The 288-nt window shown below is 57.3% G+C and carries 1 pseudogene; it reads right to left on the minus strand.

The window, feature by feature from the left end:
• Nucleotides 1-288 (minus strand): annotated as a pseudogene (locus KDM89_RS21870) (bifunctional tetrahydrofolate synthase/dihydrofolate synthase); the annotation flags it as partial.

The raw sequence follows: 288 nt of genomic DNA on the forward strand, positions 1-288 counted from the left end.
CGCCAAGGTGGCTGCCGCATGCGGGTTATGCGCCACATCCAGCACAACCACCGGACGTCCCGGCATCACCTGGAAGCGCCCAGGCAAATCCACCATCACTAGACCGGTGCGCACTTCCTGCGCTCCAACCGGCAATACATCTTTAAGGGATTCTAAAGCAGCGAGTACCGCCGCTGCATTCAACAATTGGTTCGCACCGCGCAGACTAGGATAGCCCAGCGAATTGCGACGCTGACTGCGCCCACCATAATTCCATTGCTGCTTGTCGCCGTTATAGTTGAAATCACG

This window comes from Cognatundibacterium luofuense, assembly GCF_018139685.1.
Taxonomy (GTDB): Bacteria; Pseudomonadota; Gammaproteobacteria; order Burkholderiales; family Burkholderiaceae_D; genus Undibacterium; species Undibacterium luofuense.